Raw genomic sequence first — 24,954 nt, forward strand, 5'->3', positions numbered from 1 at the left:
CACTGACAAGAACTCTTCGGTCCGGTCTCTCAACGCAGATCTTCAGTCGTAGAAAGATGAACGAGATGATGGCGAATGTCGGCGGTCTCGACCGCGTGTTGCGCATTGTGGCCGGGCTCGCCCTGCTTTCCGTGGTCGTCTGGGGTGACCCGTCCTGGCGCTGGTATGGCCTGATCGGGATCGTGCCGCTGGCGACCGGCCTGCTGCGCTGGTGCCCGGCTTACACGCTGCTCGGCGTCCGCACCTGTCCGATGCGGCAACGCTGATCGGTCTTCCGGGCAGGCCGCGTTGCAGCCTGCCCGGCACCATTCCGGATGTGCGGTTTCGACGTGCCGGCTTCCGTCCCCGAGGATCTGCCATCTCATGGCCATGTTCCGTCCGGCCGCGATCGACTGGTTGCGGCGCTATGATGGCCAGACGGCCGGCGCCGACGGCCTTGCGGCGATCATCGTCACCATCATGCTGGTTCCGCAGAGCCTGGCCTATGCCATGCTGGCGGGGCTGCCGCCGGCGGCGGGGCTCTATGCCTCGATCCTGCCGCTGATCGCCTATGCGGCGTTCGGCAGCAGCCGGACCCTGGCGGTCGGGCCGGTGGCGGTGGTGTCGCTGATGACCGCCGCCGCGACCGCCGAGGCGGCAGCCCGCACCGGCATCGACCCGGCGGCGGCGGCGCTGCTTCTGGCCGGGCTGTCGGGTGTCATGCTGCTGGCGATGGCGGCGCTCCGGCTGGGCTTCGTCGCCAATTTTCTCAGCCACCCGGTCATCGGCGGCTTCATCACGGCATCCGGATTGCTGATCGCGGCCGGGCAGGCCGGGCATCTTCTGGGTGTTTCGGCGCGCGGCGACACCCTGCCGGCAATTCTGACATTCCTTTATGACGGGCTGATCACCCGAGGTGTCAACTGGCCGACCTTGGCGGTCGGCGGCGCGGCTCTGGCCTTTCTGGGCTGGGGCCGCACAGGATTGAAGCCGCTGTTCCGGCGCGCCGGCCTTGGGCCGCGCACGGCGGAGGCCGCCGCCAAGGCGGCGCCGGCGGTCGCTGTTCTGGCCTCGATCCTGGTCGTCGACCGGCTGGATCTCGCGGCGATGGGGGTCCGGGTGGTGGGGGTGCTGCCGGCCGGTCTGCCGCCGCTGACCCTGCCGCCGCTCGGCCTGGACGCGGTGATGGCGCTGGCCGGGCCGGCGGCGCTGATCTCGCTGATCGGCTTCGTTGAAAGCGTGTCGGTCGCCCAGACCCTCGCCGCCAAGCGCCGGCAGCGGATCTCGGCCGATGCCGAACTGGTCGGTCTGGGCGCGGCCAACATTGCCGCCGCGGTTTCGGGCGGTTATCCGGTCACCGGCGGCTTCGCGCGGTCGGTGGTCAATTTCGACGCCGGCGCCCAGACCCCGATGGCGGGGGTGTTCACGGCCGTCGGCATTGCCGCGGCCGCCCTGTTCCTGACACCCTTGTTCCGCGATCTGCCACAAGCGGTTCTGGCGGCGACGATCATCGTGGCGGTGCTGTCGCTGGTCGATCTGAAGGCACCGCTGCGCGCCTGGGCCTATGCGCGCGCCGATGGCCTGGCGATGGTGGCGACCATTCTGGGGGTGCTGCTGGCAGGCGTCGAGGTCGGCATTCTGACCGGCGTGGTGCTGTCGCTGGCGCTGTTCCTGCGCCACAGCGCCCGGCCGCATATGGCGGTGGTCGGCCAGGTGCCCGGCAGCCAGCATTTCCGCAACGTCGACCGGCACGCGGTCGCGACCTCGCCGCAGGTGCTGTCGGTGCGGATCGATGAGAGCCTCTATTTCGCCAATGCCCGGGCGCTCGAAGACCGCATCGCGTCTCTGGTCGCCTGCCGTCCGGCGCTCCGCCATGTCGTGCTGATGTGCCCGGCGGTCAATCTGATCGACCTGTCGGCGCTGGAGAGCCTGGAGGCGATCAACCGCCGCCTCGCCGAAGCCGGCATCGATTTCCATCTGTCGGAAGTGAAGGGCCCGGTCATGGACCGCCTCGGCCACAGCCATTTCCTCGACACGCTGACCGGCCGCGTCTTCCTCAGTCAGCACGCGGCGATGCAGGCCCTCGATCCAGCGGTGACGGCGGGGGCGGATAGGGTGCAGGTCGCAGAGACGGATACCGCACCCGTCACATGCCCGTGATGCCGAGCTTCACGAGGGTGTCGCCATCCAGGCGCCCGGTGACCGGCACCTGATTGTCGCCCTGAAACAAGCGTATAGCATTGCGGGTACGGTTGCCGAGGACGCCATCGGCCGGACCAGCATCATAGCCTCGGGCGTTGAGTGCGATCTGCGCACGGAGCACCATATCCCTCACCTCCGCGCGGGTCGCGGCGACGGCGGCACTCTGCCCTGAACCGGAAAGGCCCGGCGTGGTTCCAGATGATGATGTTCGAGGTGATGCCTGGCTTGGCGCAGCACTGCTTGGCGGTGCATAGCGCGGCGGGGTATAGGTGGGCGCGGTGTAACTGGGTGTGCTGCGATAACTGCTTGAGGAATAGTGAGATCGGTGGCTTGAGTGGCTGCGATGGCTTGAATGGCTGCGATGCCCCGCGAAGCGGTCGAGGCCATTTCCGGCAATATCGAAGGGATTGGCGAATACAGGCACGCTCAGGCGCCCGTCTGGTCCGATTGCAGGCGTGCCACCTTGCGAGGCCAGTGCCGGTTGAGGCATAAGGCCGGATAACAGGGCTGGCAGCGACAGGCTCGCCAACGCAGCCATGGTCTTTCTGATCAAGCGGGACATGAGATATCTGCTCCATCGCGAGGCGCTGGCCAGTCAGTAAGGGGGCGGACGTCGCGGCCGATCCAGCGGGCATCTGCCGAGACGAAGAATCCGGCACAGGCAGCGCGGGCCGGGCATGGCGCACAGACCGGTGCAAAATCATTCTTCCAGTCCGAGATCGAGGCTCTGGCAAACCGATGGAGATCGGCCGGCAGCACACACAGTGGCAGGTTGTACAGTGACACGGTCATGCCATGAGCTGCGAGACGATGAACCGCGCGGCCCAGTGGCGTTGCAAAGTCAGCCGGGTCGATCCAGATCGCATCGCGGTTTCGACGGGCGAAGCCCATGGGTTCCAGCCCCATGAAGGCAACATGCGCGGCGAAGGGCAGGGCGCGGTAAATGAAGCGGGAAAGTGCTTCCAGCCGCTCGACGGTCGGCCGGGTGAGGACGATCCTGATTTCGGCGACGGCACCGATCGATGCCAGGTTATAAAGGCCCTCGATCGTTTCGCTGAACGCGCCAGGTGCCTGCACGACATAATCATGCAGTGCCGCAACATCGCCATAGACGGGAATACCCCATGTCACCGCATCCGGGGCAATGCCGGCCAATGACATGGCGATGTCCCGGTCGGCGAAGCGCCGGCCATTGCTCAAGACATGCAAGGCGGTGTTGGGAAGGTGGTGTCGGGCTGCCGTGATCACGGCAGCCAGCCCCTCGCCAAGCAGGGTGGGTTCACCGCCTGAAATGCCAAGTTGAGGTTCATCCGGATCGATCAGTTCGATGATCTGGATCAGATGCGCGGGCCGATGATCGTCGGCACTTGCGCGTGGTGGCTGAGAGCACATCAGGCACAGGCTGTTGCAACGTTCAGTGGCCAGCAATGTGTTGGCGTGTGATCCACGCCGCCACAGCACTGTGGCAAGGCCATTATCCGGCGACAACCCGACCACATCTCCCGGCGCCACCAGATCTCGACGACCTCCGGCACCCCACCAGGGGCCGGTGTAGCCCTGAGGCGGGGCGGGATGGCCGGCCCCGAAAACACCCGCGGCAACTGCCAGTGCCGAGGCGGGTAAAAGACCTGCGATCACGTCATCCTGCCAGAGAACGCAGCGTTCCAGTGGCACTCGTCCAGTGGCGAGCACGTCGAAGTCCGCAATCTTTGCAACGTCTATCGTGGTCGGGGGGCCCGCATAGGTAAGACGTTGGTGAAGCGGCAGGGCCATGAAGACGCCTTCTCCTCAATCAAGCCGAACGGTGCCGGAGATGTCGGCAAGAGTCTGGCGCCCGATCCAAGAGGAAAAGACGCGGTTTATGGCCGGATCGCCAGCCGCAATGTGAGCGAAGAGCATTTTGAACAAGGCTTTGTGACGGGCGCAGTGGTCGCTGAAAGCCCGATGGCCAACCGGGTCTCCGCAGGTGGCAAGATGATGTACGGGATCATTGCCGCAATATGGCTGAAAGGCGCAGCTCCAGCAGCCGGGGAGGCTTTCGGCCAGCCCCGATGCCAGAAGGGCCGGAATGGTCTGGCTCTCCATCAGCTGATCCATGCACATCCCGACATCGCCGATCCTCAATCGCCGGTCGCCGGTGGCTGCCAGCATCCGGGCTTCATCCGAGACATAGACTCCGCCGTCGTGGTCATAGACCAGCACGCCTAGTCCGGCGCCCGCCGGTGAACGCAGATCGACATAGTTTCCGCCAAAGGGCGTGAGGATATGTGTCAGGAGGATTGCTGCGTAAGCTTCCTCAATCGGCCGTCCGGCAAGGGAATGCGCGATGCACCGATCGAGCGCCCGACGATAGAAGGCGATGAAATCCTGTGTTGACGGCGCCAGTCCGGCGTGACGGCGCGCAAAGCCATATGGTGCAACCGGCCTGACAAAGATCGACCGGAATCCGGCCTCGACATAGGTGTCGACGACCTCTTCGGGGTGATTGATGCTGTCGCCGGTGATCGTTGCGATCGCGGCAATGCCATCGGCGCCCACAAACTTGCGGGCACGGTCGAGCGCCTGCAGCGTGGCTTCAAAGGCGCCGCCAGCCGGGCGCTGGCGATGGCGATCATGCAGAGCGGCGGGACCATCGATCGATGTCGATAGCGCAATCTCGTGATCGCGACAGAACCCGAGCATGTCGTCGTCGAGCCGTTGCAGGGTCGAGACCATCGAGAACTGGACGATACGTCCATCCGCCTTGGCGCGTGCGCGCGCATCGCTGGTGATCTGCCGCACGCGGTCGAAGGCCAGCGCCGGTTCGCCGCCCTGGAATTCAATGGTCAGCGCCGGTGCCCGACTTTCGAATATCCGCCGGACAGCCGCACGCGCCGTTATCTCCGACATGTCGAACCCGGCTGCGGACGGGCCGCGCCGAGATACCTGACAATAGGTACAGGCATGGTCGCATCGCAGCGTCACAACACAGATGTGCAGTGATGGACCTTCCCCTATGAAGCGCTTGCGGGTGGCGAGTTGGGCCGCAGTGATCCGGGCCGCAGTCTGATCCCCGTCATGGCACAGAAAGCCGCGGGCCAGAAGATCGTCCCGCAAGCCGCTCTCCAACCCGTCAGGGCTGGTGATCACCTGTGTGAAGGCAAGGGTGTCAAGCATGATGAAATCGCCGCCATCCTGCGTCAACAGCACCTGCCCGGGCGGCTCCGCCAGACGCTCGAAGCGGAACGGCATCAGCCTGAGTGATGGTTCCAGACCCACGACGGTCATCGTGCCCTTACGGCCGCCATCGCGGCGTCAAAGACTGCGTTGCGTATCGGTGCCGTACTGTCACGCAGCACCACGCGAAGTGTCTGATCGGTCAGCTTGTCGAGAAAACGGGCGCTCAGCCTGTCGTCTATCGGAGCGCCCAGCCCGTCAGGACGGGCGGCGAACGCGATCAGATGAACGGATGCGTCGGAAGCTTCTGACGCCGGTGCCAGCCAGATGACAGCCTCGGATGCCAGTTCATAGGCGACATGAAGAATGGCTTCAACCGGGTAGGCAGCACGGCTCAGCTTCAGCAGCCGTTCTGGCTCGACGATGAAGTCCGGTATCTGGCGGTCGGTTGGCGGGGATGGCATCAGCGTGACCATAAGCTATGCGTGTATAGGATAATGCTAAACTCTCCTTTCTATAATGCGCAATCATAATCACATATTGCCTGCCGTATTACTCTCTATAGATGTGTCGAGCCCCTGTGGCCGCCAGCGAGGCGCCGCCTGAATACCAGGCAGCCCCCGCGACTGATCAGGTTTTTCGATCAATGACCATCCAAACGAATCATTGGACCCGCTCAGTCATACGGGCGTAGCCTTGCTGTCACAGAGACGCCGGGGGATGGTGGCTCTGGCCTTCGGGGACGCTTTCAGGAACGGGATGCGGGATGGCAGCGGGCATGGTGCATGCAGCGGCAGGAGAGGTGCGCGCGGAGGTGCCGGCTTCATGCCGGGCGCAGATCCGGGCCGGTGCCTTTACCGGCCAGACCGCGGGGCTGGCGCCCGGCTTCGTGCAGGGTAATGTCATCATCCTGCCCGACAGCCATGCCGGCGACTTCCTGCGTTTCGCCCAGGCCAATCCCAAGCCATGCCCGTTGCTGGCGGTGGGCGAACCGGGTAATCCGCATCTGCCGTCGCTGGGCGCCGATATCGACATCCGCACCGATCTGCCGCGCTATCGCGTGTTTCGCGACGGGATTGCCGACGCCGATGATCCGCTGGAAATCGGCGACATCTGGCGGGATGATCTGGTGACCTTCGTCATCGGGTGTTCGTTTTCCTTCGAAGAGGCGCTGATCCAGGACGGGCTGGATGTCCGCCATGTCAGCCTGGGCCGCAATGTCCCGATGTATCGCAGCACCATTCCCCTGGTGCCGGCCGGGCGGTTCGGTGGTGGCATGGTGGTGTCGATGCGCCCGTTCAAGCCGGCCGATGCCATCCGCGCCGTTCAGGTCACCAGCCGGTTTCCGGCGGTTCATGGCGCGCCGGTGCATCTGACCGATCCGGCGGCGATCGGCATCAATGATCTGATGCGGGCCGATTTCGGGGATGATCCGGTGATCGGTCCGGGGGAAATTCCGGTGTTCTGGGCTTGCGGCGTCACCCCTCAGGTGGCGGTGGAGGCGGCGAAGCCGCCGATCGCGATCGCCCATGTGCCCGGCCATATGCTGATCACCGACCTGCGCAATGCGCGCCTGGCGGTGATCTGACGACGTCGCACCGGCCACCGCCGGTGCCGTGACAGCTTGACCCATAAGATGCAGATCGCCCGGCCGTGCATCGGGCGGCGACCCCACCGACACGGAGTTCAGGATCAGATGACCAGCACCATCAAGCCTGTCGCCTTGCGCCCCAGCTTGCGCCGTCTCGCCCTTGCCGGCGTTGCCGCTGCCGCCCTTGCCCTGCCGGCCACGGCCGGTGCCGCCGATGTGCCGGCCACCCAGCTCAGCTTCGTCGGCAGTTGGAGCGGCCTCAGCCTGCACAAGAATTTCGAGAAGCCGTTCTGGGGCGAGACGCTGTCCAAGGACAGCAATGGCGCGGTCGAGACCCAGGTCACGACCTTCGACCAGATGGGCCTGGCGGGGGCGGAAGTCTATCGCCTGCTGTCGCGGGGCGTGTTCACCATCGGTGCAACGGTCGCCGATTACTCGATCGAGGATGCGCCCGAGATCGAGGGCCTGGACATGCCGATGATCGCGCCGGGCGTGCCCGATGCCAGGAAGCTGGTCGAGGCCTATCGCCCGGTGCTGAACGAGGCCTTCGGCAAGCGCTTCAACGCCGAGATCCTGGCGATCGTGCCCTATCCCAGCCAGATCGTGTTCTGCAACGCGCCGATTTCCGGCCTGTCGGATCTGAAGGGCAAGAAGGTCCGTGCCAGCGGCCGGACCACCGCCGAATTTCTGAACGCGCTGGGCGCCGAGGGCATCACGCTCGCCTTCTCGGAAGTGCCGGCAGCACTTCAGCGCAAGGTTGTGGATTGCGCCGTCACCGGCTCGCTGTCGGGCTACAGCTCGGGCTGGCATGAGGTCTCGACCCATCTGCTGCCGATGCCGCTGGGCGGCTGGGACTATGTCGTGACCGCCGCTAACAAGGACAAATGGGCCGAGATCGATCCCGTGGCCCAGGCCTTCGTGAAACGGGAACTGGCGACCAAGTTCGAGGCGCCGGTCTGGGACGCGGCCATGGGTGAGACGGTCGAGGGCATCGCCTGCCTGACCGGCAAGGGGACGTGCGGCCGTGGTCCGGCCGGCAAGATGACGCTGGTTCAGGTGACGGATGCCGACCGGGAACTGGCGCGCGGCATCCTGACCGACATCATCCTGCCGGGCTGGGCCAGCCGGGTCGATCCGGAGGTGGTCACCGCCTGGAACGAGACCGCCGGTGCGGCATCGGGCCTGACCGCCGTCGCCAAGTAAGCGGCTGCCTGACGCCATTGCCCGTCCGGTGGATGATGATCGCCGGACGGGCCATCGACACGGTTCGTCCTCTTCTGGCCGCAGGAGCGCCCACGCCATGACCATGCCGGTTTCCGGAACCGCCGCCGGCCGGTTCCTCGACCGTGTGCTTAACGTCGCGGCCACGATCAGCCGGGCAGGGGTCTGGGCCTGCGGCGTGCTGCTGTTCGCGGCGGTCGCGATGATCGTGGCCGAAATCGTGCTGCGGCTGTTCGGATCCTCGCTGCACGGCGCTCATGAGCTGTCGGGCTATGTGCTGGCGATCGTGACCAGTTGGGGTCTTGCCTACGCGCTGATCGAGAAGGCGCATATCCGGATCGATGTCATCTATATGCGCCTGTCGCCGCGGTTGCGGGTGGTGCTGGATGTGATTTCCATTCTGGTGATGGCGCTGTTCGTGATCGTGCTGCTGTCGCAGGTGCAGGAATTGCTGGCCGGCACGCTGCGCCGCGGGTCCACCGCCAACACGCCGCTTCAGACGCCCTTGTGGATTCCGCAGATGCTGTGGATGGCCGGGCTGGTGTGGTTCGCCTTTACGGTCTTCGTCATCGCGGCGCGGACCGTGCTTGGTGCCGTCAGCGGCGAGCATGACGCCGTGGCGCGGGTCTGGGGCAATCGCAGCCTGGAAGACGAGATTGCCGGGAACGACCACTCCCGTCCGCGCTGATCCTCGATCCACCTTGCCTGATGCACCATCACAGCCCCATTCCATTCACGCCTGTCGGGAGCGCCGCCCGTGCTCGGAGCCGCCCTTGTCGTTCTGCTGGTTCTGCTGTTGTTGAGCGTGCCGATCGCGGCGACCCTGGTCGCACTCGGCCTGTTCATCGATCAGAGCTTCTCGTTCTTTCCGCTCTACAAGGCGATGGGCGAGGTGTTCTGGAGCACCAGCAACAGCTTTCTGCTGATCGCGGTGCCGCTGTTCGTGCTGCTGGGGGAAATTCTGGTCCGCGCCGGTATCGCCGGGCGCACCTATGCCGCCCTCGACAAATGGCTGTCCTGGATGCCGGGCGGCCTGCTGCATGCCAATATCGGCACCGCAACCCTGTTTTCCGCCACCTCGGGCTCGTCGGTCGCGACCGCGGCGACGGTGGGCGCGGTCGCCATGCCGCAGGCCAGGGCGCTCGGCTATGACAACCGGCTGTTCGCGGGCTCGATCGCGGCCGGCGGCACGCTCGGCATCATGATCCCGCCTTCGATCAACCTCATCGTCTATGGCTTCCTGACCGAAACCTCGATCCCGCGCCTGTTTCTGGCCGGCTTGATCCCCGGCCTGCTGCTGGCGGCCCTGTTCATGGCCACCGCCGCCGGCGCCTGCGTGCTGAAGCCGTCGCTGGGCGGGCCACGGCGCCCGGCCGGCTGGGGCGAGCGGCTGCGGGTGCTGCCCGATCTGCTGCCGGTGCTGGGGCTGTTCGCGGTGATCGTGGGTTCGATCTATGCCGGATGGGCGACGCCGACCGAGGCGGCGGCGCTGGGCGTGGTCGCGGCCCTGGGGCTCTCCATCGCCAACCGGAGCTTCAACCTGCGCATGCTGAAGGCCGCGGTCGAGGCCTCGATCAAGACCACGGCGATGATCATGCTGATCATCATCTCGGCCTATTTCCTGAACTTCGTGCTCGCCGGCGCCGGCGTCACCCGCGATCTGCAGGCGCTGATCGACGGGCTGGGCTTCGGCCCCTATGGCATGCTCGCCTGCATCGTTCTGATGTATGTGATCCTGGGCTTCTTCATCGAAACCCTGTCGCTGATGGTGATCACCATCCCGATCGTGGCGCCGGTGATCACAGCGCTCGGCTTCGATCCGATCTGGTTCGGCGTGCTGCTGATCCTGATGGTGGAAATGGCGCTGATCACGCCGCCGGTCGGGCTCAACCTCTATGTCGTGCAGGGTGTCGGCGGCGGCGTGTCGCTGAACCAGGTGATGGTCGGCGCCTTGCCCTTTGTCGGCGCCATGCTGGTGATGGCGCTGCTGCTGGTGCTGTTTCCGGGCATCGCGCTGTATCTGCCGACCGCCATGGCCGGCTGACCACCCCCCGTCACGTTTTGCGCCGTTCTTGGCCACCACCCTCCGGGCTGCCGCCCGTATCGAGGAGATGCCACCCTCATGTCCACGCTCATTCTGAAGACTCCCGAAAACCACCGGCTGCAGGTCGCGGTCACCAGCCTGATCATTGCCGGCTGGGCCGGCCGCGACCGCCATCATGTCGAGGAGCATATCCGCGAGCTGGAGGCGATCGGCGTGCCCCGGCCGTCGAGCGTGCCGTTATTCTACCGCCTGTCTGCGCAGATGCTGACCCAGGCCGACGAGATCGAAGTGCTGGGCCCCGACAGTTCCGGAGAGGCGGAGGCGGTGCTGATCGGCACCGATGACGGCATGTGGGTCACCGTCGGGTCCGACCATACCGACCGGCGGGTCGAGGCCTATTCGGTGGCGGTGTCGAAGCAGATGGCGCCGAAGCCGGTGGCGCGCGAGGCCTGGCGGTTCGACGAGGTCGTGGGCCATTGGGACCGTCTGACCTTGCAGTCCTTCGCGATCATCGGGGGCGAGGCGGTGCCCTATCAGGCGGGCACCGTGGCCGGATTGCTCGACCCGCGGACGCTGATCGCCGATTACACCGGCGGCGACAGCCGGCTGGCGGCAGGGCAGGCCATGCTGTGCGGCACGCTGGCGGTGATCGGCGGCATCCGGCCGGCCGAGGCTTTCGAGGTCCATTTGGACGACCCGGTGCTTGGCCGCCGGATCGTTCACCGCTATACCACGAAGGTGCTGCCCATCGTTGCGTGACGATCAGGGGGCGCTGCCACGCTTCGCCTTCATAACCCCACCATGCCCTCCCTCATAACGAAGGACGCGCCGGAGATGACCTACCCGACCCCTCTCGCCGATGTCGCAGCCGGTTTTCATAACGGCACGGTGTCGGCGCGCAAGCTTGCCGAGACGGCGCTTGTCCGCATCCATGACGAGGGGTTCACGCCGGGGGCGCAGATCTTCACCCGGGTCTATGACGCCGCCGCGCGCGCGGCGGCGCTGTCGGCCGATCACCTGCGCGCGGCTGGCATCGCGCAGGGGCCGCTTGCCGGCATGCCGATCTCGATCAAGGATCTGTTCGACGTCGCCGGCGAGACCACCACGGCCGGGTCGGTGGTGTTGAAGGACGCGGCCCCTGCATCCGCCGATGCGGTCATTGTCGCCCGGCTGCGTGCCGCCGGGGCTGTGATCACCGGCAAGACCAATATGACGGAGTTCGCCTTTTCCGGCGTGGGGTTGAACCCGCATTACGGCACGCCGGGCAACGCCATCGATGCCAGCCGCATTCCCGGCGGCTCGTCGGCCGGTGCCGGCATTTCGGTGGTCAAGGGCATGGCCGTGACCGCGATCGGCACCGATACCGGCGGCTCGATCCGGATTCCGGCCTGCTTCGCCGGCATCGTCGGCTTCAAGCCGTCACAGGCGCGGGTGCCGCTGGACGGGGCGCTGCCGCTGTCGCCGGCGCTGGATTCGATCGGGCCGCTGGCGCCCACGGTCGCCTGCTGCGCCACGGTCGACGCCGTGCTGGCGGGAGAGGCGCCGCGGGTTCTGGTGCCGCGCGATCCGTCGCACATGACCTTCGCGGTTGCCCGTGGCCTGCCGATGGAGGGTGTCGACGATCACGTCGCCGGCGCCTATGACGCGGCGCTGAAGCGGCTGCGCGATGCCGGCGCCCGGTTGATCGAGCTGGAGCTGCCGGAAATCGCCGAGGTGCCGCAACTGAATGCCGCCGGCGGCTTCACCGCCGCCGAAAGCTGGGCCTGGCATCGGGCGCTGATCGAGCGGTCCGGCGCCGGCTATGATCAGCGGGTGATGACCCGCATCCGGCGCGGCGCCGAGATGTCGGCGGCGGACTACATCGACCTGCTCAACCGCCGCCGGCGGATGATCGCGGCGGCCGACCGGGCGCTCCGCCCCTTCGATGCGCTGCTGATGCCGACCATCCCGATCGTGCCGCCGAAGATCGAAGATCTGGCCGCCGATGCCGATTACACCCGCCTGAACCTGATGGTGCTGCGCAACCCCACTTTCGGCAATGTCCTCGATTTCTGCGGCGTCACTCTGCCGATCGCCGAGCCGGGCACGCTGCCGGCCGGGCTGATGGTTCTGGGGCGCAACGGCACCGATCATGCGCTGTTGAATGCCGCGGCCGGCATCGAGGCGCTGGTCGTGCGCCGACACGGCGCCTGAGCGGATATCCAGAGGGGCCCCCGACCCATGGATATGCTGCTTGCAGATATCACCGCCCAGTTGCTGCCGGTCATGGCGCGCGTCATCGCGACCGCCATCGTGGTGATGGGCGTCTCGCTGCTGGTCCAGCATGCCGGGCCGGCGCTGGGCGGCATTGCCGCCGGCCTGCCGATCGTGATGGGACCGGGCTTCTTCTTTCTGCTCGATCAGCACCCGCCGGCCTTTCTGCACGATGCGGCGGTGGCGACGCTGATGGCGCTGACGGCCACGTTGATCTTCGTCGCCACCTTCATTCTGGTCGCTAACCGCATGGGCGCCTTTGCGGCCGTCGGCTGTTCTATCCTGGTCTGGGTGGTGGTGGCGGCCGCGACGGCGGCGCTGCCGCTGGATCTGGTGGTGGCGTTGCCGCTCTATGTGGCGGCGGCGATCGTGGCCTTGCGGTTCTGCCGCCATGCCGCCGGCGATGGCCCGGCACCGCGTGGCGCCCGCCGGCTGCTGGATCTGGCGATCCGCGGCTGTCTGGCAGGGGTGCTGGTGGCCAGCGTCACGATCGTGGCCGCACTTGCCGGCCCGATCTGGGCCGGGCTGCTGATGGGGTTTCCGATCGGCATGATTGCGATCTCGCTGACCGTCCACCAGCGCTATGGCCCCGAAACCGCCCGCCAGACCATGCTGGCGGCGATGGGCGGCATGAGCAGTCTGGCTGTCTTCACCACCGTCATGGCTCTGGCGGTGACGGCGATGTCGCCGTTCCAGGCCTGGATGCTGTCGCTGGCGGCATCGCTGCTGCCGCCGTCGGGGCTGGCGGTCCGCCATCTGCGGCGCGGGCGGACAGCGGGCTGATATTCCGGCCGGCGATACAGGCGGGGTGTGGGCTTGGCAAGGGCCGCCGGCCGGGTCATCCTGCCACACCGAAGCCTATTGCATGTCGTCTGCTGAAAGAGATCGCCCGATGGCCGATGCCGCCAAGCCTGCCGCCATTCCCAGCGCCATTCCGGCCCCGGGTCGGGACCCTGCGCTGTTCCATCCGGTCAGCTTCCGGTCGGTGACCGCCCGCAACCGGATCATGATCGCGCCGATGTGCCAGTACAGTGCCCGCGACGGGATTGCCGGCGACTGGCATCTGGCGCATCTGGGCGGCTTCGCCAAGGGCGGTGCCGGGATCGTGTTCGCCGAGGCGACCGCCGTCCTGCCCGAAGGCCGCATCACCCCCTGGTGCCCGGGTCTGTGGACCGATGGTCAGGAAGCGGCCTTCGCCCGCATCACCGGCTTCATCGAGGCGCAGGGCGCGGTGCCGGCCATTCAGTTGGCCCATGCCGGGCGCAAGGCGTCCACCGATGCGCCCTGGCGCGGCGGCACGCTGCTTGGGCCCGATCAGGGCGGCTGGCAGCCGGTGGGGCCCACGGATGCGGCGTTCTCGCCCGCCCATGCGGTGCCGCGGGCGCTGGACGAAGACGGCATCCGTCGTGTCGCCGATGCCTTCGCGGCCTCGGCTGCCCGTGCCCGCCGCGCCGGCTTCCGGATCATCGAAGTGCATGGCGCCCATGGCTATCTGCTGCATTCCTTCCTCAGCCCGTTGTCGAACACCCGCGATGATGCCTTCGGCGGCGATGCCGACCGGCGCATGGCGGCGCTGATGCTGGTGCTGGATGCCGTGCGGTCGGAATGGCCGGCGGATCTGCCGCTGTTCGTGCGGCTGTCGTGCAGTGACTGGGTTGAAGGCGGCCTCGATATTGCCGACAGCGTCGCGATCGCGGCACGGCTGAAGGCGCGCGGCGATGTCGACCTGATCGACTGTTCGTCGGGCGGCGGCGATCCGCGCCAGAAGCTGAAGGCCTATGCCGGCTATCAGGTGCCGTTCGCCGAGGCGATCCGCCGGGCGGCCGGCATCCCCACCGCCGCCGTCGGCCTGATCACCCAGCCGGAACATGCCGAAGAGATCATCGCCAATGGCCGCGCCGATCTGGTGGCCCTGGCGCGGGTGATGCTGGGCGATCCGCACTGGCCGCTGCGTGCCGCCAAGGCGCTGGGCGCCGATCTGCCCTGGCCCGATCAATATGCCCGCGGCATCGTTCAGCTCTGACCAGAGGTCGGGCCGGATATCTCAACACCCGATCCCTCAACACCCGTCGGGCGGCGGCTTCAGGCTGCGAAGATAGTCGGCCAGCCGCTTGCCCGGCTCGTCGCGGAAGCGGGTGCCGGTGTCGGTCATGCTCCGGATGCGATCGATGCGGAACACGCGGAAATCCCCGCGCAGTTCGCACCATCCGGTCAGGGTCCAGACCGCGCCCCAATGCTGCAGTTCCAGGGGGCGGATCTGGCGCACCGACGGTCGGTCGGCGGCATCGGCATAGGTCAGCGCCAGAACCCGGCGCCCGGCGATGGCTTCGCGTGCCATGCGCAGCCGGTCACGATCGGCAGCCGATACCCTGAACCCATAGGCGGCGACAGTGGCCGGCGGCAGTGACCCCGCGGTGCTGACCGCCGCCTTCAGCTTCACCTCCAGCTCGCGTGCTGCCGCAGCAAGGCTTTCATCGGCATGGGCGCGGACCAGGGCGACGCCCCAGGTCAGCGCTTCAAGTTCCAGGGCCGACAGGGCCAGCGGCGGCAGAAAGAAGCCGTCGCGCAACAGATAGCCGACCCCGCGTTCGCCATCGATCGGCACGCCCTGGCCCTGAAGATCGGCCAGATCGCGATAGATGGTGCGGGTGGAGACCTCCAGCATGCCGGCCAACTGGTCGGCGGTGCGCAGCCGACCGCCCCTCAAGGCCTGAAGAATGGCGAAGAGGCGGTCGGCGCGGCGCATCAGGCGGCGTGGCGGATGTCGAGATGGGTCATGACCACGCTGCCGCCGTCGATCGCCGACAGGAACGGCCGGGCGCTGGGCTCCGCCATCAGACCGTCGGCCGCAGCGCGGGCCTCGGCCATGCTCCGCCATTCGATGCAGTCGATCCACACGCCTGTGTCGGCATGGCCCAGGCGGCGGCGGATGAAGCCGGGCTGCCCCTCAAGCCACCCGTCCATGCGGGCGGCGTCGGCCAGGAAATCCGAAACCGCGGTGCCGGGCCGGGTTGTGAAGCGGACGATTTCGAGAACCGGATGATCCATGGTGTGCAGCCTCGTTCTGGCGTTGTCGATGGCCCATGAATAGCCCATGCCTCCTGACAGCATTCTGTCAGGAGGCATGGATCACATCCTGTTGGCTATGCGTGGCGCCGTTGTCATCCCACCCGCGTGAAATCCGGCGCGCGGCGCTGGGCGAAGGCGGTGAAGGCCTCGGCCGCTTCGGGGGAGCGCAGACGCTCGGCGAAGACCCGGCTTTCGCTGTCCATCACCACGCCGATCAGAGCGGCATTGCGCATCAGCGCCTTGGTCGCCTTCAGCGCGCCGATCGGCTGGCGGATGATGCGGGCGGCGGCGGCGCGGGCGGCGGGCAGCACCTCGGCGGCCGGCAGGGCCTTGTTGACCAGTTGGATCGATGCGGCGTCCGTGCCGCTCAACACCTCGCCCAGCGCGAACATCTCATAGGCGCGGCGATGGCCGATCGCCAGCGGCAGCAGCAGGCTGGATGCGGCTTCCGGCACCAGCGCCAGGCTCACGAAGGGCACCGACAACCGGGCGTCATCGGCCACATAGACCAGATCGCAATGCAGCAGCATGGTGGTGCCGATGCCGACGGCGGCGCCTTCGACCGCCGCGATCACCGGCTTCTGGAAACGGGCCAGCGCCTTCAACACCCGCACCACATGGCGCTCGGCGGGCACGTCGCCGCGCGCGACCTGCGCGAAATCGCCCAGATCATTGCCGGCGGTGAAATCGCCGCCCTCGCCATGGATCAGCACGGCGCGGATGCTGTCATCGGCTTCCGCTGCCTCCAGCGCGTCGGCGATGGCGCCGTACATATCGTTGGTGATGGCGTTCTTCTTGGCCGGGCGGGCGAAGATGATTTCGGTGATCCCGCCATCGGTCACCACCCGGATATCATCGGTGACGGTTCTGGCGGGGGCTGCTGCTGTGCCGGTCATGGGCGTGTGGTCTCCTGCTCTGGGTCCACGGGATCGGTTGCCACCGTGGCCAGCCATTGCGCGATCACCGCCAGTGCCTCGGCGGACAGCCCGGCAGCCATGCGGCGGTTGAGGTCGTTGGCGCGTCGGGCCGTGACGCGCCGCATCTCGTCGCCCTCGAAGGTCAGCATCAGGGTCACGGCCCGCCGGTCGGCCGGATCGGCCGACCGCGAGACCAGCCCCGCGGCTTCCAGTTTCTGAACCAGGGTCGAGGCCGAGGACTGGCTGAGATCCAGCACCTGGCCAAGCTCAGTCACCGATATCCGTCCGCGCTCCCCCAGCACGAACAGCGCCGCCGATTGCGATGGCGTCAACGACAGATCGGCCAGCCCGGCTTCGGCTATGGCCATCACCCGCCGGTTGGCGGCGGCGAGCAAATGGATCAGCCGTGGCGGCTTTGATGCGGGCATGGGCACTCCGGCGCTATACATCGACGTCGAAGTATATGCATCGATGATGATGCATATCAAGCGTCATTCGGCAGTTGGGGCCGATCAGCCGAAGGCGACCCGGTGTGACACCGGGAACCGGCCCAGCACATGGCCGACCGCTTCGGTCAATGCCGGCCGCTGAACCTCGGGCACCGCGCTGCCATCGGCCCGGCGCAAGGTGACGATGGCGGCGGTGCCATGGCTGCCGTCCTGGCCGGTGACGACCGTGGCACTCAGCCCGTGTTCATGCGCAAGGCCGGCCAGTTCGCCCGCATAGACCCGGTCGGTCGCCATATAGCGCAGGGTCGGCTTGAAGATCTTGCCGATGGCGGTCACCGGCATCTCGTCCAGGATGATCACCTCGGCCGGGGCGGCCGGGCGCTCCGAGACGCGCTCTCGCGCCCAGTCCTTCAGCGCTTCGGCGGTTACCGTGGTGCCGGGCTTCAGCGTCACATAGGCGATCGGGATTTCGCCCGCATAGGCGTCGGGGCGGCCGACCGCGCCGGCCAGCGCCACGGCGGGATGGGCATGCAGCACGTCTTCGATCGATTGCGGGTCGATGTTGTGGCCGCCGCGGATGATCAGATCCTTGGCACGCCCGGCCAGGAAGATCCGGCCCTGGGCATCGATCCGCGCCAGATCGCCGGTGGACACCCAGCCATCGGCCACGAACAGGCCCTTGTTGAACCGCTCCTGCTTATAGCCGCCGATCGCGTTCGGCCCCTTCAGGCACAGCACGCCGATTTCATCGACCGCCGCATCGCGAAGATAAGCGCCGTCGCTGTCGACGATCACCGCCTTCATGTCCTGATAGGGGAAGCGGATGCCGACCGATCCGGCAACGGGCTGGCCGAAGGCGGGGTTCACCGCCGATGCGCAGGTGCCTTCGGTCAGGCCATAGCCTTCCAGGATGCGGATGCCGGTCAGCGCCTCGAAATTGCGGATCACCTCGACCGGCAGGGGGGCGGCGCCGACCACGGCGAAGCGCAGGCTCGACAGATCGGCGCCGGCCACCGGCACCTGCATCAGCGCCGTGCACACCGTCGGCACGGTCGAGAACATGGTGACCCGGAAGCGTTCCACCAGCCGCCAGAAATTCTGGATCACCGCCGGATTGCGATAGCCGGCGGGGGAGGCCAGCACCACATGCGCGCCGGCCATGAACGGCGCCAGGCCGCTGACATGCACCGCGTTGACATGGAACAGCGGCAGCCCCGACAGCGTGCAGTCGGCCGGTGACATGTCGACGAAGCGCGCCAGAACCCAGCCCATATAGATCTGATTGCGGTGCAGATGCCGGGCAAGCTTGGGCGTGCCGGTGGTGCCGCCGGTGTGAAAATAGGCGCAGACATCGTCGGGCTGCGGCTCCGTCCACCCGACCGGCGCGTCATCGGGGCTGGACGCCAGCAGCTCGGCGAAATCACGCACCTTGGGGTGGCGGGCCATGTCCACCGGCCCGCCGCCCACCTTCAGCACCGTGGTGATCGCGGGCAGCCGTTCCGCCGCAGCCAGCGCCTTTTCCCACAGATCGCTGCCGGCCATCGGCCCCGGGGCCACGATCACCCGCGCATCGGCCGCCTCCGCGATCTCGGCGATCTGGTCGATGCCGAGCAGGGGGTTGATCGGGGCGGCGATGCCGACCGCTTCGGCGCCCCAGATCGCCAGATGGGTCTCAGGCAGATTGGGCATCAGCAGCGCCACACCGTCGCCACGGCCCACACCCAGCGATGCAAGGCCGTTGGCGGTGCGGGTCACGGCCTTGAAGAAGGCCTGATAGCCCAGGGTGCGGGGGAACTCGTCCGCGGTTCCGCCTGCGATCAGCGACAGGGCCGGCGCATCGCCATAGGCATCGGCCGCCCAGCGCAGGACGTCATAGGTGCTGGTGAAGGCGATGCGCTCCGACAACGGCATCTCGCGCTCGATCCGCTCGACATCGACGATGCCGGTGATGTGAAAGCGGGGGCCCATCGGATGGCGGGTGCGCATGGACATGGCGGCTGTTTCCTCACAAGCAGGCTTGATTGTGCAGCGGATGATGCCTTTCCGGACCGGGCTGGTCGAGACAAACAGTGCGACCTGTATCGATCTGTGGCGCTTGCCCCGCCGCGACTTCGCGGCCATCCTGCGCCAGAGGGAACAGGTGGGACGATGCGCCGGACCTGTCTCATGATGCAGGACGAAGGATGCCGCGATTGACCGCCAGCACCAGCGCGACCGGGCAGGGCACCCGGCGCGCCCGCAGCACCGAGGCCAAGGCCGCGCGGTTCGAGAGCATTCTCGACGCCGCCTGTGCCTTGTATGAAGCGGCACCGACCGTCGAGGCGGTGGGCATCGAGGACGTGGCCCGCGCGGCCGGCGTCGCCAAGGGCACGGTCTATCTATATGCGCCGTCGAAGGAAGCCCTGTTCCTGGCGCTGTATGATCGCACCAACCGTCGCTGGTTCGACCGCATCGACGCGCGGTTCGCAGCCAAGCCTGCCGCCGATCCGGCGGTGGCCGGCTATCAGGCCGATGCAGCACGGGCTGCGTCGGCTGCCATCGTCGGGGCGTGCATGGATGTGCCGCTGATGGCCCGGCTGAATGCCGCGCTGCACGGGTCGCTCGAACCCAGGCTCGACCCTGAGGCGCTCTATGCCAGCAAACGCGGCATGCTCGATCGGCTCGACAGCTTCACCCGCGCGCTGGCACGGGTGCTGGGGGTGTCGGCCCGGGATGCCGCGTCGGTGATGCCCGGTATCTTCGCCTGCCTGATCGGCTGCCATCATCTGGCAAGCCCGCCGCCGCATCTGGCGGCGCTGTATGACCGCGACGACATGGCGCCATTCCGGTTCGACTTCGCGCGCCTGCTGGGCACCAGCCTGCGCGACCTGTTCCTGGGCCATCTGGCCGGGCTGCCGGAGGTTCAGGGCTGACCCCACGGCGGCCACGGCCGATGAGCCGACGCGACCCGGTTCGTCTGGCCCGATCAGTCTGGCCCGATCAGTCGGTGCGGGCGGCCTTGATGCTGCGGCGCAGCTTGACCATGCCGCCGATCCAGCGTTCGTAATCGCTGGTCTTGTTGCGCATGTATTTCAGCACGATCTCGTGCGGCAGGATCAGGAAGCGTTCGGCCTCGATCGCCTCGACCACGATGCCGGCGACGTCTTCGGGGGTGAGAACGCCGTCGAGCGAGGCGGGGTTGCCGGCCATGGAGCGGAGCATGGCGGTTTCCACACCCTGCGGGCACAGCGCCGAAACGCGGATACCGTCATCCTTGTGCGCGATCGCCAGCGCTTCGGCAAAGCCGATGGCGGCATGCTTGGTGGTGGAATAGGTGGCACTGCCGATCTGCGACAGCAGCCCGGCCGCCGAGACCGTGTTCAGGAAATAGCCATGGCCGCGCGCTTTCATGCGCGGCACCAGCAGCTTGGCCGCATGAACATGCGCCATGACATTGACGCCCCAGCTCCGCTGCCAGTGTTCCTCGGATGACGAGGCGGCGTTGTCGAAGTCCGGATCGCCCAGACCGATACCGGCATTCGAGCAGAACAGGTCGATCGGACCGAATTTGGCTTCGACATCGTCGACCATGGCCGCCATCTGGTCGAAATTCGACACATCGACCTGATAATGACCCTGGGCCGCGCCCGATGTGGCGGTTTCCGCTGCGGCATCGCCGTTCAGGTCGACGGCGATCACCGCCTTGGCGCCTTCCGCGGTGAAACGCTGGCACAGCGCCCGGCCGATGCCGGCACCGCCGCCGGTAACGACGATGACCTTGTTGTCCAACTTCATGGGGGGAGTTCCTCCGGCGTGTGTGGTTTCTTGTTGCGGCGACAACTATAGGCGGGAAGCCGGCTGATCCAAAACGATGACATGTCCCACGCGCGGATCGGCGGTGCCATCGTGCAGTTGTCGGATCTGCGCCGCGGCCGCGTCCATGCCCCGCGTCTCGCTGATCGTCATCCAGGGAGCGTCGCCGGTGGTGGCGTGGGTGATGAAGGCGGTCTGGTCGATGTTGAAGCGCCGGGTGAATTCGGCCCCGCCCCAATCGGTATTGCGCTTGCGGATCTGGACCGGCGCGAAAAACATCACCGGCGCCGGGCCGGGCAGGGTGGCGCCATGCGCCAGTGTCCGATCGAGAGGTGCGGTGTTGGCGGCGGAGCCGACCAGACAGTCATGGACAAGGGCCGGCCCGAAATGCCCGTGGATCCGCGCGCGCAGCCGGTCATCGCCCGAGAAATCGACATAGAGCACCGGGCGGTCGGCGGCGATATCCTCCAGCCGGTCATAGGTCACGACCCGGTCATACAGGCCGAGGTCTTCGGTGAAACCGCGATTGCCGGCGCTGGTCAGGCCGACAAGCTCGATCCGGCCGGCCGCGCGGGCGGCGCCCAGGCAGAAGGCGGCGCCATAGGCGGTCTTCGACGACGCGCTGGACACCACCAGCCGGCTGGCGCCGAACCAGCCATTATCGGCCAGATAATCGGCCAGCACGAAGGAGGTGATGAACAGCGGCCGCACCAGCATCTGGGCATTCTCACGCGCCGGATCATAGGCGGCGTCCTGGCTGCACCGGGTGTACTGGTTATAGGCCGAGGTCAGCGGCAGCCGATGCGGGGCGACGTCATAGAAGCCGCGCGGCGTGATCCGGCCGGGCGTCATCCGCACCAGATCGCTGATCGGGAAATAACCATAGAACCGCTCACCCGCAGCGATCCCCTCGACCGTCGAGGCCACGACATCGGCGAAGCCCCAGACCGGCATATGGCCGTGGCCGTCGCGGCCGGTGGGGAAGAAATCCCAATAGCGCATCGCGTCGCCGAAGGCGGCATAGGTGATGTTGTTGGTGGTCAGCGCGAAGCGGTCGAGCTTGAGCCGGATGTCGCCAGGGGCAGGCGGTGCCTCGTCGATGGTCTCGATCAGCGCGCCGCCGAGATCGGATTTCGGTGTCAGCAGGCGGGCCGTGGTGGTGAGCGGGGTCATCGGTGTATCCTCCGGTTGCTGTTGATCGAGACTACCGGATTGCCCGAAACCAGGGGTTCGGATTTGCCATGCCGCCACCGCCCCCGAAATCCGCCGTCCACAAGCCGCTGAAACGGCCGTCGCAGGCCCGCGCCCGGTTCACGGTGCAGGCGATCTATGACGGCATGGTTCGGATATGGCTGCGCGACGGCCCCGACGCCGTCACCACCAAGGCGGTGGCCGCCGAGACCGGTTTCGCGGTCGGCACGCTTTATGATTATTTCCCCAACCGGACTGCGCTGTTTTCAGGCTATGTCCGGCATTGCATCGACGATCTGCTGCGCCGGCTGGACGAGGACGCGCTGGCGGCCCGCGCTCTGCCCTGGCCCGAGCGGCTGTCGCGGATGGTGCGGATGACCTGCGGCGCCGATGGCGCGGCCCCCTGTTTCGACCACGCGATGCTGACGATCGAGCATGCCATTGCCGAGGACAAGCATCACCGCCGGGTCTATGAGGAACTGTCCGAGGCCTGGGTGCGGATCATTCAGACCTGGCCGGATCTGCCGCCGGGTGTCGATGCCCGGCGCATCCGGGCGCTGTTCGTCACCGTGCTTGGCACCCGCCGTTATGTCCTGCTGGTCGAGCCGACCGGGCTTGAGATCGGCGACTGGGTGGCGGGGCTTGAGGCGATCGCCTGTCGGATGTTTGACGGCGGTTCATCGAAAGCTGGCTGATCCGGGGTTGCATGAGCGGCAGGCTGCGGCTAAGAAGAGATACGTTATAACATTACTGTTGAAAATTGAGCGGGGGCACCATGCTTCGAACCGCGCGCCGGACGGCGTTGTTCTGCACCACAGCCATCAGTGCCGTCACCATGGGCTGTGCGGTCGCCGTGGCCGAGGAGCCGCAAGCGGGATCGGCACCTGCGGCCCTGCCTGGACTGGTGGTGACAGCTGCCAGCCCGATCGCGCGGGACGGTGCCGTGGTGGCCGATGACGGCCTGCCGGGATTGTCGCCGGTCACCGCCGGCAGCTTCGTGCCGGTGACCCTGGTCGATCGCGATCAGCTCGATTTCGATGCCGGCCGGACCCTGGGCGACGTGCTGGACGCAGAGCCGGGCATCACCGCCAGCAGCTTCGCGCCCGGTGCCAGCCGGCCGGTCATCCGCGGCCTGGACAGCGAGCGGGTGCGGGTGCAGGAAAACGGCATCGGCGCCCATGACGTCTCGGCGCTGGGCGAGGATCATGGCGTGCCGATCGATCCGCTGGCCGCCGAGCGGGTCGAGGTGATCCGCGGCCCCGCCACCCTGCGCTGGGGCTCGCAGGCGATCGGCGGCGTGGTCGATGTGTCGAATGACCGGATCCCCGTCGACATCGCGCCGGGGCAGTCGCGCGGCCGCATTCAGGGCGGCTTCGGCTCCACCGCCGAGGATCTCGACGGTGCTGTGTCGCTGACCACCCGCCATGGCGGCGTGGCGCTGCATGCCGACGCCTTCGGCCGCAGGGCCGGCGATTACGATCTGCCTGATGGCGGCACCCAGGCGAACAGCAGCGTCAAGGCCGATGGTCAGTCGATCGGCGGCAGCTATATCTTCGACAATGGCTATATCGGCACGTCGCTGTCGCGCTATGGCAGCGTCTATGACATTCCGGGCGGCGAGGAAGCCGAGCTTCAGACCCGGATCGACATGGAGCAGGTGACCTGGCGTGGCCTTGGTGAATACCGGCCCGAACGTGGCTGGTTGAGCGCGGTCCGGGTCTGGGCGGGGTATTCGCGCTATGACCATGACGAGATCGGCCTCGCGCATGAGCATGAGCATGAGGACGATCACGACGACCATGATCACGACCATGACCATGACCATGATCATGACCATGATCACGACCACGATCATGACGACGATCATGACGAACACGACGAGGCGGACGAGGGCGCTCATGTCCATGGCAGCTATGCCAGCCGCGACTGGGAAGGCCGGATCGAGCTTCAGCACGTGCCGGTTGCCACCGCGGCCGGGCCGCTGGATGGCGCGCTGGGCCTGCAACTGACCCACCAGAAGCTCACCACCACCGGTGAGGCCGATGAATTGCTGGCGCCGGCCGAGACGCTGGCGGTCGCCGGTTATGTGTTCGAGGAACTGGCGCTGGGCGGCGGCTTGCGGCTTCAGGCGGCGGGCCGGCTGGAGCGGACGCGCGTGACCGGTCAGGCGGCGGATTTCCCGGCCGATCTGCTGCCGGGCGCGGATGATCCGGCGCTGAGCAGCGCCCGCAAGGACTTCCTGGCCGGCAGCGGCAGCATCGGCGTGCTTCAGGATCTGCCGCACGGGCTGGTGGCGCGGGCCACCGCGCAATATGTCGAGCGGGCGCCCTCGGCGGCGGAACTGTTCTCAAAGGGCTCGCATCACGCCTCCGGCACCTTCGAGATCGGCAATCCTGGTCTGGATACCGAGGCCGCGACCACGCTGGAAATCGGGCTGGCCCGCGACACCGGCCGGCTGCGTTTCGACGCCGCGGCCTTCTATACCCGTTTCGACGGCTTCATCTACAAGCGCCTGACCGGTGTGACCTGCGACGAGGATTTCGCATCCTGCGGCGGCGGCGATGGCGAATTCGATCAGGTCGCCTATAGCCAGCAGGACGCGGTGTTCTATGGCACCGAGTTGAAGGCGCGCCTCGATCTGGCGGATCTGGCCGGGGGCGTGGTCGGCCTTGATGGGCGGTACGATCTGGTGCATGCCGAATTCGACGGCGGCGACAATGTTCCGCGCATCCCGCCGCAGCGCCTGGGTGGCGGCATCTGGTGGGCGGACGACGCCTGGTGGGCACGCGTCGGCATTCTGCATGCCTTCGACCAGACCCGTATGTCGGTCAACGAGACCAGCACCGATGGCTATGACATGCTGGAGGCGGAACTGTCTTATACCACCGCCTTCACCAGCGGCGGCGTGCCGACCCTGGTCACCTTCGGCGTGAAGGGCACCAATCTTCTGGACGAGGACATCCGCAACGCGGTGTCGTTCAAGAAGGACGAGGTGCTGGCGCCGGGGCGCGGGGTGCGGGCCTTCGCCTCGCTGAAGTTCTGAGCCAAGGGCAGGCCAGCGAGTGAACGCAGATGGCGGCGGAGGAAGCC

Annotated in this window: 24 protein-coding genes; 13 read left to right on the top strand and 11 right to left on the bottom strand. The window is 67.1% G+C overall.

The genetic code is table 11. From position 1 onward, the window contains the following. Positions 1 to 65: 65 nt before the first annotated feature. Positions 66 to 266 (top strand): YgaP family membrane protein, encoded by a 201-nt coding sequence (locus WG924_RS01105; protein WP_188577542.1) that lies wholly within the window; start codon positions 66 to 68, stop codon positions 264 to 266. Between the two features lie 97 nt (positions 267 to 363). Beyond that, positions 364 to 2,139, top strand: coding sequence for a SulP family inorganic anion transporter (locus WG924_RS01110; protein ID WP_345930970.1), 1,776 nt, complete (start codon positions 364 to 366; stop codon positions 2,137 to 2,139). Here the strand turns inward: WG924_RS01110 and hxsA are convergent. Genes hxsA through WG924_RS01130 form a run of 4 tightly spaced genes read right to left on the bottom strand, consistent with a single transcriptional unit; the run spans position 2,126 to position 5,813 of the window. Next, positions 2,126 to 2,743, bottom strand: a complete 618-nt coding sequence (hxsA, locus tag WG924_RS01115) for a His-Xaa-Ser repeat protein HxsA (RefSeq protein ID WP_345930971.1) — start codon at positions 2,741 to 2,743, stop codon at positions 2,126 to 2,128. The two genes, WG924_RS01110 and hxsA, sit on opposite strands and share 14 nt — an antisense overlap. Next, entirely contained in the window at positions 2,731 to 3,954 is a 1,224-nt protein-coding gene (gene hxsC, locus WG924_RS01120) for a His-Xaa-Ser system radical SAM maturase HxsC (RefSeq protein WP_345930972.1), read from the bottom strand. Before hxsC ends, hxsA begins: the two co-directional genes overlap by 13 nt. A 15-nt stretch (positions 3,955 to 3,969) precedes the next feature. Further along, the gene (gene hxsB / locus WG924_RS01125) at positions 3,970 to 5,448 is read right to left on the bottom strand and encodes a His-Xaa-Ser system radical SAM maturase HxsB (RefSeq protein WP_345930973.1); all 1,479 of its coding nucleotides are present in this window, start codon (positions 5,446 to 5,448) and stop codon (positions 3,970 to 3,972) included. Then, positions 5,445 to 5,813, bottom strand: a complete 369-nt coding sequence (locus WG924_RS01130) for a hypothetical protein (RefSeq protein WP_345930974.1) — start codon at positions 5,811 to 5,813, stop codon at positions 5,445 to 5,447. Before WG924_RS01130 ends, hxsB begins: the two co-directional genes overlap by 4 nt. Positions 5,814 to 6,115: 302 nt before the next feature. Between WG924_RS01130 and WG924_RS01135 the strand changes: the two genes are divergently transcribed. From WG924_RS01135 to WG924_RS01170, 8 genes are all read left to right on the top strand, one after another. Further along, a complete protein-coding gene (locus WG924_RS01135; RefSeq protein WP_345930975.1) occupies positions 6,116 to 6,925 on the top strand; it encodes a putative hydro-lyase in 810 nt (269 codons plus the stop codon). A 108-nt stretch (positions 6,926 to 7,033) separates the two neighbouring features. Continuing rightward, a complete protein-coding gene (locus WG924_RS01140) occupies positions 7,034 to 8,131 on the top strand; it encodes a TRAP transporter substrate-binding protein (protein WP_345930976.1) in 1,098 nt (365 codons plus the stop codon). A gap of 97 nt (positions 8,132 to 8,228) precedes the next feature. After that, complete coding sequence (locus WG924_RS01145; RefSeq protein ID WP_345930977.1) at positions 8,229 to 8,837, top strand: TRAP transporter small permease subunit; 609 nt, start codon at positions 8,229 to 8,231, stop codon at positions 8,835 to 8,837. A 69-nt stretch (positions 8,838 to 8,906) separates the two neighbouring features. After that, on the top strand, positions 8,907 to 10,193 hold the full coding sequence (locus WG924_RS01150) for a TRAP transporter large permease (RefSeq protein WP_345930978.1): 1,287 nt from the start codon (positions 8,907 to 8,909) through the stop codon (positions 10,191 to 10,193). Between the two features lie 78 nt (positions 10,194 to 10,271). Further along, positions 10,272 to 10,952 (top strand): DUF2848 domain-containing protein, encoded by a 681-nt coding sequence (locus WG924_RS01155; protein ID WP_345930979.1) that lies wholly within the window; start codon positions 10,272 to 10,274, stop codon positions 10,950 to 10,952. Positions 10,953 to 11,027: 75 nt separating this feature from the next. Continuing rightward, positions 11,028 to 12,386, top strand: a complete 1,359-nt coding sequence (locus tag WG924_RS01160) for an amidase (RefSeq protein ID WP_345930980.1) — start codon at positions 11,028 to 11,030, stop codon at positions 12,384 to 12,386. A 27-nt stretch (positions 12,387 to 12,413) separates the two neighbouring features. Beyond that, entirely contained in the window at positions 12,414 to 13,229 is an 816-nt protein-coding gene (locus tag WG924_RS01165; RefSeq protein WP_345930981.1) for a hypothetical protein, read from the top strand. Positions 13,230 to 13,338: 109 nt separating this feature from the next. After that, positions 13,339 to 14,469, top strand: a complete 1,131-nt coding sequence (locus WG924_RS01170) for an NADH:flavin oxidoreductase/NADH oxidase (protein WP_345930982.1) — start codon at positions 13,339 to 13,341, stop codon at positions 14,467 to 14,469. Between the two features lie 36 nt (positions 14,470 to 14,505). On the opposite strand, the gene WG924_RS01175 is transcribed toward WG924_RS01170, so the two are convergent. The 5 genes from WG924_RS01175 to WG924_RS01195 all read right to left on the bottom strand — a co-directional run bounded on the left by WG924_RS01175 (position 14,506) and on the right by WG924_RS01195 (position 18,849). Beyond that, the gene (locus WG924_RS01175; protein ID WP_345930983.1) at positions 14,506 to 15,192 is read right to left on the bottom strand and encodes a helix-turn-helix transcriptional regulator; all 687 of its coding nucleotides are present in this window, start codon (positions 15,190 to 15,192) and stop codon (positions 14,506 to 14,508) included. After that, positions 15,192 to 15,572: an antibiotic biosynthesis monooxygenase family protein gene (locus tag WG924_RS01180; protein ID WP_345930984.1), complete on the bottom strand. Its 381-nt coding sequence runs from the start codon at positions 15,570 to 15,572 to the stop codon at positions 15,192 to 15,194. Before WG924_RS01180 ends, WG924_RS01175 begins: the two co-directional genes overlap by 1 nt. Positions 15,573 to 15,607: 35 nt before the next feature. Then, complete coding sequence (locus WG924_RS01185) at positions 15,608 to 16,411, bottom strand: enoyl-CoA hydratase-related protein (protein WP_345930985.1); 804 nt, start codon at positions 16,409 to 16,411, stop codon at positions 15,608 to 15,610. Next, positions 16,408 to 16,860 carry a MarR family winged helix-turn-helix transcriptional regulator gene (locus WG924_RS01190; RefSeq protein ID WP_188577441.1) on the bottom strand — a complete coding sequence of 151 codons (453 nt, stop codon included), beginning with the start codon at positions 16,858 to 16,860 and terminating at the stop codon, positions 16,408 to 16,410. Before WG924_RS01190 ends, WG924_RS01185 begins: the two co-directional genes overlap by 4 nt. A gap of 84 nt (positions 16,861 to 16,944) precedes the next feature. Then, positions 16,945 to 18,849, bottom strand: a complete 1,905-nt coding sequence (locus WG924_RS01195) for an acyl-CoA synthetase (RefSeq protein WP_372045148.1) — start codon at positions 18,847 to 18,849, stop codon at positions 16,945 to 16,947. A gap of 224 nt (positions 18,850 to 19,073) precedes the next feature. Here WG924_RS01195 and WG924_RS01200 point away from each other — a divergent pair, with 224 nt between their 5' ends. After that, a complete protein-coding gene (locus tag WG924_RS01200) occupies positions 19,074 to 19,793 on the top strand; it encodes a TetR/AcrR family transcriptional regulator (protein WP_345930987.1) in 720 nt (239 codons plus the stop codon). Between the two features lie 67 nt (positions 19,794 to 19,860). Here the strand turns inward: WG924_RS01200 and WG924_RS01205 are convergent, their stop codons facing one another. Both WG924_RS01205 and WG924_RS01210 read right to left on the bottom strand, forming a co-directional pair. Then, complete coding sequence (locus WG924_RS01205) at positions 19,861 to 20,655, bottom strand: SDR family oxidoreductase (RefSeq protein WP_345930988.1); 795 nt, start codon at positions 20,653 to 20,655, stop codon at positions 19,861 to 19,863. A gap of 45 nt (positions 20,656 to 20,700) precedes the next feature. Continuing rightward, positions 20,701 to 21,846, bottom strand: coding sequence for a DUF2855 family protein (locus WG924_RS01210; RefSeq protein WP_345930989.1), 1,146 nt, complete (start codon positions 21,844 to 21,846; stop codon positions 20,701 to 20,703). 68 nt (positions 21,847 to 21,914) lie between these two features. Between WG924_RS01210 and WG924_RS01215 the strand changes: the two genes are divergently transcribed. Then, positions 21,915 to 22,559 (top strand): TetR/AcrR family transcriptional regulator, encoded by a 645-nt coding sequence (locus WG924_RS01215; RefSeq protein ID WP_345930990.1) that lies wholly within the window; start codon positions 21,915 to 21,917, stop codon positions 22,557 to 22,559. Between the two features lie 80 nt (positions 22,560 to 22,639). Then, positions 22,640 to 24,907 carry a TonB-dependent receptor gene (locus WG924_RS01220; protein ID WP_345930991.1) on the top strand — a complete coding sequence of 756 codons (2,268 nt, stop codon included), beginning with the start codon at positions 22,640 to 22,642 and terminating at the stop codon, positions 24,905 to 24,907. The last annotated feature ends 47 nt before the right edge of the window (positions 24,908 to 24,954 follow it).

This window comes from Tistrella arctica (genome assembly GCF_039630945.1).
GTDB classification, from domain to species: Bacteria; Pseudomonadota; Alphaproteobacteria; order Tistrellales; family Tistrellaceae; genus Tistrella; species Tistrella bauzanensis.

Bases quoted from the DNA above. Each gene is read 5' to 3' on its own strand.
- WG924_RS01165 (WP_345930981.1), top strand. From the start codon at position 12,414: ATGGATATGCTGCTTGCAGATATCACCGCCCAGTTGCTGCCGGTCATG.
- hxsC (WP_345930972.1), bottom strand. From the start codon at position 3,954: ATGGCCCTGCCGCTTCACCAACGTCTTACCTATGCGGGCCCCCCGACC.
- WG924_RS01185 (WP_345930985.1), bottom strand. From the start codon at position 16,411: ATGACCGGCACAGCAGCAGCCCCCGCCAGAACCGTCACCGATGATATC.
- hxsA (WP_345930971.1), bottom strand. From the start codon at position 2,743: ATGTCCCGCTTGATCAGAAAGACCATGGCTGCGTTGGCGAGCCTGTCG.
- WG924_RS01145 (WP_345930977.1), top strand. From the start codon at position 8,229: ATGACCATGCCGGTTTCCGGAACCGCCGCCGGCCGGTTCCTCGACCGT.
- WG924_RS01195 (WP_372045148.1), bottom strand. From the start codon at position 18,849: ATGGGCCCCCGCTTTCACATCACCGGCATCGTCGATGTCGAGCGGATC.
- WG924_RS01130 (WP_345930974.1), bottom strand. From the start codon at position 5,813: ATGGTCACGCTGATGCCATCCCCGCCAACCGACCGCCAGATACCGGAC.
- WG924_RS01180 (WP_345930984.1), bottom strand. From the start codon at position 15,572: ATGCCTCCTGACAGAATGCTGTCAGGAGGCATGGGCTATTCATGGGCC.
- WG924_RS01160 (WP_345930980.1), top strand. From the start codon at position 11,028: ATGACCTACCCGACCCCTCTCGCCGATGTCGCAGCCGGTTTTCATAAC.
- WG924_RS01170 (WP_345930982.1), top strand. From the start codon at position 13,339: ATGGCCGATGCCGCCAAGCCTGCCGCCATTCCCAGCGCCATTCCGGCC.
- WG924_RS01190 (WP_188577441.1), bottom strand. From the start codon at position 16,860: ATGCCCGCATCAAAGCCGCCACGGCTGATCCATTTGCTCGCCGCCGCC.
- WG924_RS01220 (WP_345930991.1), top strand. From the start codon at position 22,640: ATGCTTCGAACCGCGCGCCGGACGGCGTTGTTCTGCACCACAGCCATC.
- hxsB (WP_345930973.1), bottom strand. From the start codon at position 5,448: ATGACCGTCGTGGGTCTGGAACCATCACTCAGGCTGATGCCGTTCCGC.
- WG924_RS01110 (WP_345930970.1), top strand. From the start codon at position 364: ATGGCCATGTTCCGTCCGGCCGCGATCGACTGGTTGCGGCGCTATGAT.
- WG924_RS01210 (WP_345930989.1), bottom strand. From the start codon at position 21,846: ATGACCCCGCTCACCACCACGGCCCGCCTGCTGACACCGAAATCCGAT.
- WG924_RS01205 (WP_345930988.1), bottom strand. From the start codon at position 20,655: ATGAAGTTGGACAACAAGGTCATCGTCGTTACCGGCGGCGGTGCCGGC.
- WG924_RS01135 (WP_345930975.1), top strand. From the start codon at position 6,116: ATGGTGCATGCAGCGGCAGGAGAGGTGCGCGCGGAGGTGCCGGCTTCA.
- WG924_RS01105 (WP_188577542.1), top strand. From the start codon at position 66: ATGATGGCGAATGTCGGCGGTCTCGACCGCGTGTTGCGCATTGTGGCC.
- WG924_RS01140 (WP_345930976.1), top strand. From the start codon at position 7,034: ATGACCAGCACCATCAAGCCTGTCGCCTTGCGCCCCAGCTTGCGCCGT.
- WG924_RS01215 (WP_345930990.1), top strand. From the start codon at position 21,915: ATGCCGCCACCGCCCCCGAAATCCGCCGTCCACAAGCCGCTGAAACGG.
- WG924_RS01175 (WP_345930983.1), bottom strand. From the start codon at position 15,192: ATGCGCCGCGCCGACCGCCTCTTCGCCATTCTTCAGGCCTTGAGGGGC.
- WG924_RS01155 (WP_345930979.1), top strand. From the start codon at position 10,272: ATGTCCACGCTCATTCTGAAGACTCCCGAAAACCACCGGCTGCAGGTC.